At 61.5% G+C, this 8,209-nt stretch carries 8 protein-coding genes; 1 reads left to right on the forward strand and 7 read right to left on the reverse strand.

Features of this window, described 5'->3' with window-relative positions; all coding sequences use genetic code 11:
- Window positions 1–185: 185 nt before the first annotated feature.
- The 6 genes from AHiyo1_RS23570 to AHiyo1_RS23595 form a co-directional block, all read right to left on the reverse strand.
- Window positions 186–878, reverse strand: coding sequence for an HAD family hydrolase (locus tag AHiyo1_RS23570; RefSeq protein WP_059390242.1), 693 nt, complete (start codon window positions 876–878; stop codon window positions 186–188).
- Between the two features lie 110 nt (window positions 879–988).
- Window positions 989–1,405 (reverse strand): GNAT family N-acetyltransferase, encoded by a 417-nt coding sequence (locus tag AHiyo1_RS23575; protein ID WP_216363333.1) that lies wholly within the window; start codon window positions 1,403–1,405, stop codon window positions 989–991.
- Between the two features lie 851 nt (window positions 1,406–2,256).
- A complete protein-coding gene (locus AHiyo1_RS23580) occupies window positions 2,257–2,604 on the reverse strand; it encodes a GntR family transcriptional regulator (RefSeq protein WP_059390244.1) in 348 nt (115 codons plus the stop codon).
- A gap of 154 nt (window positions 2,605–2,758) precedes the next feature.
- Complete coding sequence (locus AHiyo1_RS23585) at window positions 2,759–3,526, reverse strand: hypothetical protein (RefSeq protein WP_059390245.1); 768 nt, start codon at window positions 3,524–3,526, stop codon at window positions 2,759–2,761.
- 337 nt (window positions 3,527–3,863) lie between these two features.
- The gene (locus AHiyo1_RS23590) at window positions 3,864–4,550 is read right to left on the reverse strand and encodes a DUF2625 family protein (RefSeq protein WP_059390246.1); all 687 of its coding nucleotides are present in this window, start codon (window positions 4,548–4,550) and stop codon (window positions 3,864–3,866) included.
- A 99-nt stretch (window positions 4,551–4,649) separates the two neighbouring features.
- Complete coding sequence (locus AHiyo1_RS23595; protein WP_148667756.1) at window positions 4,650–5,501, reverse strand: hypothetical protein; 852 nt, start codon at window positions 5,499–5,501, stop codon at window positions 4,650–4,652.
- A 347-nt stretch (window positions 5,502–5,848) separates the two neighbouring features.
- On the opposite strand from AHiyo1_RS23595, the gene AHiyo1_RS23600 reads away from it, so the two are divergent.
- Window positions 5,849–6,754 (forward strand): hypothetical protein, encoded by a 906-nt coding sequence (locus AHiyo1_RS23600; protein ID WP_059390248.1) that lies wholly within the window; start codon window positions 5,849–5,851, stop codon window positions 6,752–6,754.
- Window positions 6,755–6,909: 155 nt separating this feature from the next.
- Here AHiyo1_RS23600 and AHiyo1_RS23605 read toward each other — a convergent pair.
- Window positions 6,910–8,209 (reverse strand): Tn3 family transposase (locus AHiyo1_RS23605; RefSeq protein ID WP_148667758.1); only part of this gene is annotated, 1,300 nt, incomplete at its 5' end.

Here is an 8,209-nt window from a genome sequence, read left to right on the forward strand (position 1 = left end):
TACACAACCTCACGAGGAAGAACAGCTAAGGAAGCTGACTATCCGGAAATTCACTACCGACAGTTTGACCGCGATGGCGGGGTCAAACTGTCGTGGTCGAGATCGCTGCGAACTCGTTCTCTTTCTGGGCTGCAAAATAGGGTCCGAAATCGTGCTTCCTGGAGTTTCGCATACCACCTGCCAACCTAAAGGGATCCTTCGAAGAGGCGAAGAGGCAATTCAGCAAGGCTTTGGATAGCCCCCTCTCCCATTGGGCCTTCGCGGTTGAGGTGTATGGCTTTCAACCCCGCGTTCCGGGCACCTTCCACATCGACCCGGTAGTTGTCTCCGATATAAAGGGTCTCGGCCGGTGACACATTCATGCTTCTGCAGGGCTGTAAGAACGCCTCTTGTGCCGGTTTGGCGTGGTTTGTAAGTTCGGAGCTGAATACCCGGTCTAGGAGGGGTTTGAGCCCTATTCTGTTAACTTTGGACGTTTGCTGGTCGTGGTTCCCGTTGGTGATGACGCCCACCGGCATGCCGATGGCCCGGAGGCTTTTCAATGCCGGCGCCGCGTCTGGAAAGGCCATCCAGGCGTCCTCGTAGGTCTCGAGGTACGTGGTGAACAACTCATCGATTCGGGTGTCAGTTTGGGGAACTGAGAGCCCGGCTAAGGGAAGGAACTGGCGGAGTCGCTCACGGCGCTGTTCCTGGAAAGTAAGTTCCTTTGCGAGGAACCGCTGGTAATTGGCTTCCTCGATTTGAAACCAGCAACGTGTCAGTTCGGTGGAACGCTCCGTTCCAAGATGGTGAAGGAGAGCGTCCACTCCGGCACGGGCGGATGACGGATGATCGAACAGAGTGTTGTCCAGATCGAATAGGACGGCTCGAATTTGCACCCGCCCAGCGTAGCCCGCTGTTCTTCAGTGTTTGTGACCGAAGGCTGGAGAGACCACCCCCGCTGCGGTGAATCGTCCGGGGATTGACTCAACGTCCGGTGAAGGATCGTTTACCGGGACGCCTCGAAAAGAATGAGGTCTGACCGACCGTTGTCGGCGGTCACTCCGCGAATCTCCGAGAATCGGGCGACCGGCCAGAAGTTGAGAGCCTCGTGCATCCTGATGGATGCAGTGTTGTGTTCGTTCGTGAAGTAGTACGCAGTCGAATCCCGGGACCAGATCCATTGCAATCTCGCCCGAGTGAGTGCGGAACCCATTCCTCGCCGGCGGAACCCTGGAGCGACTTCCACGCCACCGAGATAGTGGCCCGTTGGAGCGTTGCCATCGGGATTCGGGTGGAGATGCGTCTTGGCCACGCCGACGACTTCATCCTCTGTGACCGCCACCAAAACGACGCGGTCGCTCCTTATAGCGATCATCTCGCTGGTCCAACGTGTTCGTCTGCTGAAATCACAGATTGCAGTCACGTGTTCCAGGTCATCCAAGCTGGCTTCGCGGATCTGCACAGGCATAGCGTACTGGGCGAGCTGAACCCTCCGTTCGCCGCTGGCTCTCCGAAGATTAACAAGCGCACGGTTGAGGATCCTTGAGCGGGACGTTCTGAAGCTGGATGAAGTAAAGAGAGTAAGCCTGCGGTGGAGGACTTAGGGCGATATGAGTCGAACTGGGCGGCGGTTTACTCGACTTGAGATGTGGCGGCCAGGCCGGGCTTCCAGTTCCGAGGCGGGCTCCAACCTACCGGCGGTATATCGAGGGCCACACGCTGCCTTAAATTTCGGCGATCGCGAGCCCTTGAACGAAATAGTGCCGACAACCGAAGAACGGCGACCGTGATATAGATGACGAGTGTCAGACACAGGACGCTCATAGGAATGTAGAAGAACGGGCTTGATACTTTGGGCCGGGTCGATACTACGGTCGCGACGAGAGCAACGGCTTCCACAACGAAAATGGCCTTGAACAGCCAGAAGAAGTTCCAAAACCTATTCAAGTAATACAGGGAATCTCTACCGTATTTCCCCGAGGCTATCAGGCGATCGAAATATGTCAGTGCGCCGGGATCAGCGGCGGACGGTTTTGACGGTTCCAGAGAGGCCTCGGCTTGGTTGGGAATGGCATTATTCGGTTGACCGTCACGATACCAAATGCTCCGAGCTACGACTTGGCCAATTGGGCAAGATGATGTCCCGGCGAAGCATTCGGCGCGGGAGAGACAGGAAGCATGATCGGGTGAAGCGTCCCACAGGCCGTCTACATCTTCACGCTCGTCGTGAGGTTGGTCCGGTAGGGGATCCTTTTGCGTGCAGAGGATCGGCAGTTACCAGGTGGCGCGGATGACCTGGAGGACTTCGCTGAGTTCGAGGTTGTCACGCTTGCAGGTGTCGATGAGCTTTCGGGCGGCTCGGGCGACGTCTTTGGAAATGGCTGTGGCGTGTGGGCTGACCCGTGTGCCGGCTCCGATTCGAGTTTCAACGAGTTGTTCTTCTTCGAGTTGCTTGTAGACCTTGGCGACGGTGCCGGGGGCGACCCGGAGATCGGCGGCGAGTTGCCGGACTGATGGGAGGCGTTCGTTTGCAGCGAGTGCCCCGGTGGTGATGAGGCCGCGGATCTGGTCGTGTATCTGTTCTGCCGGCGTTCCGCCGGTCGTGGAAAGGGTGATGATCATGGCGCGGTCTTGATGGTGTGTTGCCGGGCCCTGGCGGTCCGGGGAACGGCCGTGAGTGCAACGCTAAGGCAGAGCACTGCGCCGAGGCACGTGGCCATGAAGCTGCTGGCGGAGAGGAAGGAGCCCAGTGCGGCGAACGGGGACCCCACGTTGATCACTCCGGCGTCGGTGGCGAGGCCTCCTCCAATCTGGATGTGCCAGCGAGTGAGCCGAGGATCGCGGCGAGGTGGAAGGCGATAGCGCCCGTGGTGAGCGCGGCGATGTTGCGGCTCCGGGTGCGGCGGATGGCGGCATCCTGTTCTCTGGCGTCGCCCAGCGGAGGGCGGGCAACCAGCGCCAGGCCTGCCCACGCGGTGCCGATCAGAACCATCAGCAGGGCCATCGCCGGAATCGAGTAGTACCAGCCGTAGATCGTGGTTCCCACCCTCATGGTGCCGATCTGGACAGTAAGCATGGTGTAGTTGCCGGCTTGGTCCGGGACAGATGCCAGCCCCGCCGCGAGCGAGAGGGCGACCGTGACAACAGCTATCGCCGTCAGGGCCACAGTCCAGCCTGACGACAGGAAAGTGAACGCCGTCCTGCGGGCGATACCTGCGGCTGACGCTGAAGGGTTGCGGCGGCCGGGGACACAGAGCACGGCCAACGCGACGAGCCCGGCAGCCAGCGGTATGAGGAATTGCGCCTCCTGAACACCCCTGCCCGCGTCCAGCCCCATCGCTGCGAGCAGCTGCGGGGTGATCCTCACGACCGAGTACGTGCAACTGACCACGGGCACCAGACCGCCGATGGCAGCGAGAACACCGGCCCGGCCGCGAAGCGGGGTGGTGCCGTGTCGCCGCGTCGCCAGCCAGACGCCGACTGCCACTACGCCGCCCAGGATCAGCGGCGACAATTCCCAAAGGATAATGATCCACTGCTGCACCGCGACCTCCACGTGTATCAATCAATTGACACGCAATGTATCAATCAACCGCTACACTCACAAGGCCCAACTCAGGAACATTGAGCGCACGGTTATTTCCAATTGCGAAAGTGCCGGCTCCGAGGCTGTTCGGCTTCAGGCAGGGTACACGGCAGCGGAGGTCCGCCAATGCGCGCCAAGTCCGTATCTGCCCGGGGCTGGAATCCGCTCGCGGCTTCAGAAACGTAGACGGCGGCGGGTAAAGCGCCCACCAAGTCAGAACGACTATTTCCGTTTCGACTTGGTGGATTTGGCGTCCGCTAAGGGATCCTCAACCGGGCACAGGGTAGGCAGGTCCTTATTCGGCGCCGGTGCGGACGCTTTCGGCCAGTTGTTCGTTCAGATTGAGCAGTTCCCGGAAGGGCACTGCCTTTCTTGCCGCAGTTGAGATGTTGCGGCCCTCTGCTGTGAAGAGGAATGGGTAGACGCTGATGCCTTCGTCTATAGACAGCCCTGAGACGTCGGCTTCCCATCTTGGCCAGCGCAGGTCACGGTAGAACTTCGCGGCCCCTGCGTTCAGCACCCACTCCATGAATGCTGTGTGGCCGGCTCGGAGGGGTGTCCATTCGAGAGTATCGGGACCCCAGTAGCAGACTTCGCCGCGCTGGGCGGGGAGATCATTGTGATTGATGGCGAAGACGCCTCCCAGGACGTCGTACGCGAAGACGAGGTGACCTGGCGGCACGGTGCGATGGCTTGGATCGCCGAGACCGTTCGCGGTCGCGAGGTCCTCAAGTCCCTCGGTGCCAGCGCCGAGGATGCGGAGCCATCCGTGATCGAGAACGAGTGCACCGCAGCTCGAAGCGATTGCTCCAAGCGTCGAGGCGGCCGTCACTTGTAAGCGGTAGAGCACGTTTTTGCTGGTGGCATCGTCTGCTGGGAGCACCTTGACGTCGACCGCTGCGTCGGCAAAGCGCGCCTTCAACATCGGCCACGCGGGAGTTTCGACGCCAAGAAGTTCATCCGCGGATTTTGCTGAAACCATGGGGTCGATCCTGCCATCTACGCAAACGCCTGGTAATGCTAAAGGTGAACCAGCGTCCGGTGGTGGCGCCGCCGCGGCAAGGGACGAGCGCCGGCCGGATCATGCCATGGCGCGTAGCTCGAACTCGTTGGGCACTCGGATGCTGGCTGTGCCGGCACGGCCGGAACCGGACTGGCTGACCAGGACGTTTCCGCCGCCGTCACCGACCAGCCAGAACGTCATTATTGATCCCGGCCGGGCGCTGGCAAAGCCGGGCAGGTCCGTGGCCGTCCCCGAGAGCAGGAACGTGCGCTCCTTGCCTTCCGCGTCCACTGCCCATAGCCGCGAGGTGATGATGCCCCGGTAATGGGTACGCGAGACGAACCGGGCTGTCACTTCCCGCCATGGACGGTCCCCACCGGTCTTGCGGACCCGCCGGAAACGCACGGCGACGAAGAGCAGATACGCGGAAGCCCAGAGGACCGGCAGCGCAAAAACCGTGGCAGGAAGCCAGATGTCGGCCCACAACGGCCCGTCATAGCCGATGATATGGACCGAGTTTTGGTCAACGGGATCCACGGCTACAGTGACGTTGTCGCCGCCGGGCGGCAGCCCGCTGCAGGGCGCGTAGCCGGAGAACATGACGGTGCGCGGAGGTTCCGCGGAGGCGAGCCGGAGGTAGACGTCGCAGTGTTGGCCTTTGGCGTAGTACTCATGGGTGCGCACCACAGTTGCCCCGGTGCGCGGCCAGTCTTCATGAAATGGCCTTGTCACGGCCCAGAAACCCACGGCCCACAGCAGGACCGTCGCCGCAGCCAACGCAACGGCCACCCGGAGCCGTCTTAGGAACCGACGGCGCAGCCCCGATTCAACCCAGGCCGGTCCATTCCCGGACGGACGGCCATCGGAAATAAGAGACAGATCTTCCGTCAGTGGAAGGATCTCCGGTTCGCCGTTGGCGCTAATACTCATGCCCAGATCGTCTCAGACGGCGACTGCCGCTAGGTCCACGACATCCTTGCGTCGCAGCTGCCGTTCGCAAACGAACGTTCGCGAGACAGCGAGGACATGTCAACGGAAAACGGCGAGTGAATGTGAGTGCCCTTTTGACGGTTCTCTGTGTGCGCTCAGTGGGCGGCTGGGCTGCCCGTAAGCCGGTGGTTCAGCGGACGCCCTTGCGCCCTATAGGGGATGCTCAAATGAGACTGGCCGGCGCTCTGCGCTGGACGGGCCGTCTGTGAAAGTCGTCGGGCCCTGAGCTCTGGGTCTGTATCCGCTGAGGTCGGTGATTATTGCGTGGTCGTGTTTATGCTGTCTGCATGGGTAGCTGGGGTACGGCGATTTTTTCCGATGACGTGGCCGCTGATGTGCGTGCGGACTGGCGGGAAGGGATCCTCGACCGAGTCCCTCCCGAGGAACTGACGGCAAAGCTCATCAATTCTTATGCGGCGCAGGCGGACGACACGGACGACGGTGTGGTGTTTTGGCTTGCCTTGGCCGCGGCCCAGCACGAGACCGGTCGACTCCGTCCCGACGTGCGGGACACGGCACTGGACATCCTTGACCGCGGAGGCGACGTTACCCGCTGGGAAGAGGAGGACCCTGGCCTGGCGAAACAGCGGCAGCAAGTGCTGGAGAGGCTACGGAAGAAGCTGGCCGGACCGCAGCCGGCACCGAAGCGTTTGAAGCGTCCGGTGCCGCACGGTGTGGCGTTTGACGTCGGTGATGCTGTGCTGCTGCGGTCTCCGGGCGGTAAGCGCGCGATCGTGGTCGTGGTAGGGCATAAACCCGGCTGGCCAAAAGGCACCGAAAACCCGGTAGTGGAACTGCTGCTATGGGATGACGCAGGAGAGCTGCCGACGCGAGAGTTCATGGCCACCGCACCGCCCCTGTTTACCGACAGCGAAGTCCCCAATCCTTTCAGGCAGGGACCGGCCAGGATACGGCCGGAACTGTTCAGTGTCCTCACAGCGCAGAAAGCCTCAGCGTTCAGCGCGGACATCGGTGAGGTGATCGCCAACGGCATTCCCCGGCCTCCGGCGGGCGAATACCGCGACGGGTCCGTAATGAGTGGCGACGTCATCGTGTCCGGGGTTCAATGGAGATGGTTTGGCGTATTCATGGACCAACCCCGTTACGAGGCGATGCGTGAACTGACGCGTGCCCACACGGGCCCGCGGAGGAAACGGTGGACGGACCTCTTCAAAAAAGGTGACCTCTCATAAACCGCGAGGCCGTCCGCAACGAGAATGGCCCACCGGGCCCGCCTGCAAAAAGCCAGCTCAACGTTCGGCTGACGGGCACCAAGGATACGGTGATCGATCCCCTCAGCGCGTAAGGGGATCCCCTAATGGACAGCAAAAGATCTGGCCGGGGCCTGTCAGAACAGGGTGTCCCGGACGCGCAGTGGCCGGTAGCCGGTGGGTCCGAGTTGGGCCAGTTCACCCTCGATATCAACCTCGATCGCGCCGAAGAAGTTGATGTTCTCGCTGTGTGCCGGAGAGATATGTGCCAGCACCTCCTCGTCGATCCGCCGCCCGGATCGACGCATCGATTCCACGGCGAGACCGTAGTATTCGGTCGTCCACGCCACGACTGAGTTGGTCACGAGCGTGAGGCACCATGCCTGTTCTGTCTGTTGTTCCAGGTGCCGGCCCCGGATGACGCCCTCGTGGGCGTAGAGCAGATCCCGTTTCAGGGCGTGCAGCGACTCGCCTTTGTTGAGCTGGCGGGAGATCCGGCGCCGGTACTCGGGGTCAGCCAGGTAGCGGGCAGCGTAGATGGTCCTCCTCGCCGACCCGTACTCCTTCAACGCCGCCGCCAATGCGTTCTGCCGCCCCGAGGCGGATAGCTTGCCCACCAGCAACGACGCGGTGGCGTGCCCGAATTTCAGTGACCCTGCCACACGCAACATATCGTCGTAGTGTTCGGCGATCAGATCGGTGTTCAGCTTGCGTGTCAGCAGCGACCCGGTGTTCGGGAAGTCGGCTTCGACCTGCGCACGGGGCCCCACCCGGTTTAGGGTGATCTTGCCCAGGTCCCGTATGCGCGGAGAAAGCTGGAGTCCCAGCAGATCGAACAAAGCGAAGTTCACCAAAGTCACCCCGTGTGTATCCGTTGCATGCTCGGTGATGGGAATGTCGGTTGCGTTGCCCAGAATTTCGTCGAGGACGTAGTGGGCTTCGCGCTTGGTCGCGACGATGATCTTCGTGCCATAGGTGGTGTGCTGATCGGTCACGTGCGTGTACGTTGAAAGCCCTTCGTTCGCGAAGTACCGGCTCATTGCCCTGGCCGTGATGGACTTCCCCCGTGTCGGGAACCGCTGGCCGTCCGATGAAGACAGGGTGCCGGTGCCGAAGACCGGGGTCAGCGGCAGCTTTTGGTGATAGCTGATGATCGCAAGGTTCGCTGCGCGCAGCGTTTCTTCCCGGACGTACCACTCCGCAGTCCAGGCCAGAACGTCATAGGGAATACCGCAGGCATCGGCCATCCGCGTCAGGCCAAGGTTGGTCGAGTGCGCCAGGAGCACCGCGATCAGATTCCGCTTCAGCTCCGGGCTGCGGGCCTGTTTGCCCCCTGCGTGGGTGAAGAAGCCCAGAAAACCTGTGCGTTTGTCCAGTTCGATCAGCAGAGACACGATCGGCGCGAAAGGCAGCATCTCGGTCAGCTCTGTCTTGAGT

It is taken from the genome of Arthrobacter sp. Hiyo1 (genome assembly GCF_001263615.2).
Lineage (GTDB): Bacteria > Actinomycetota > Actinomycetes > Actinomycetales > Micrococcaceae > Arthrobacter.

Bases quoted from the DNA above. Each gene is read 5' to 3' on its own strand.
- AHiyo1_RS23580 (WP_059390244.1), bottom strand. From the start codon at position 2,604: ATGATCATCACCCTTTCCACGACCGGCGGAACGCCGGCAGAACAGATA.
- AHiyo1_RS23590 (WP_059390246.1), bottom strand. From the start codon at position 4,550: ATGGTTTCAGCAAAATCCGCGGATGAACTTCTTGGCGTCGAAACTCCC.
- AHiyo1_RS23595 (WP_148667756.1), bottom strand. From the start codon at position 5,501: ATGAGTATTAGCGCCAACGGCGAACCGGAGATCCTTCCACTGACGGAA.
- AHiyo1_RS23600 (WP_059390248.1), top strand. From the start codon at position 5,849: ATGGGTAGCTGGGGTACGGCGATTTTTTCCGATGACGTGGCCGCTGAT.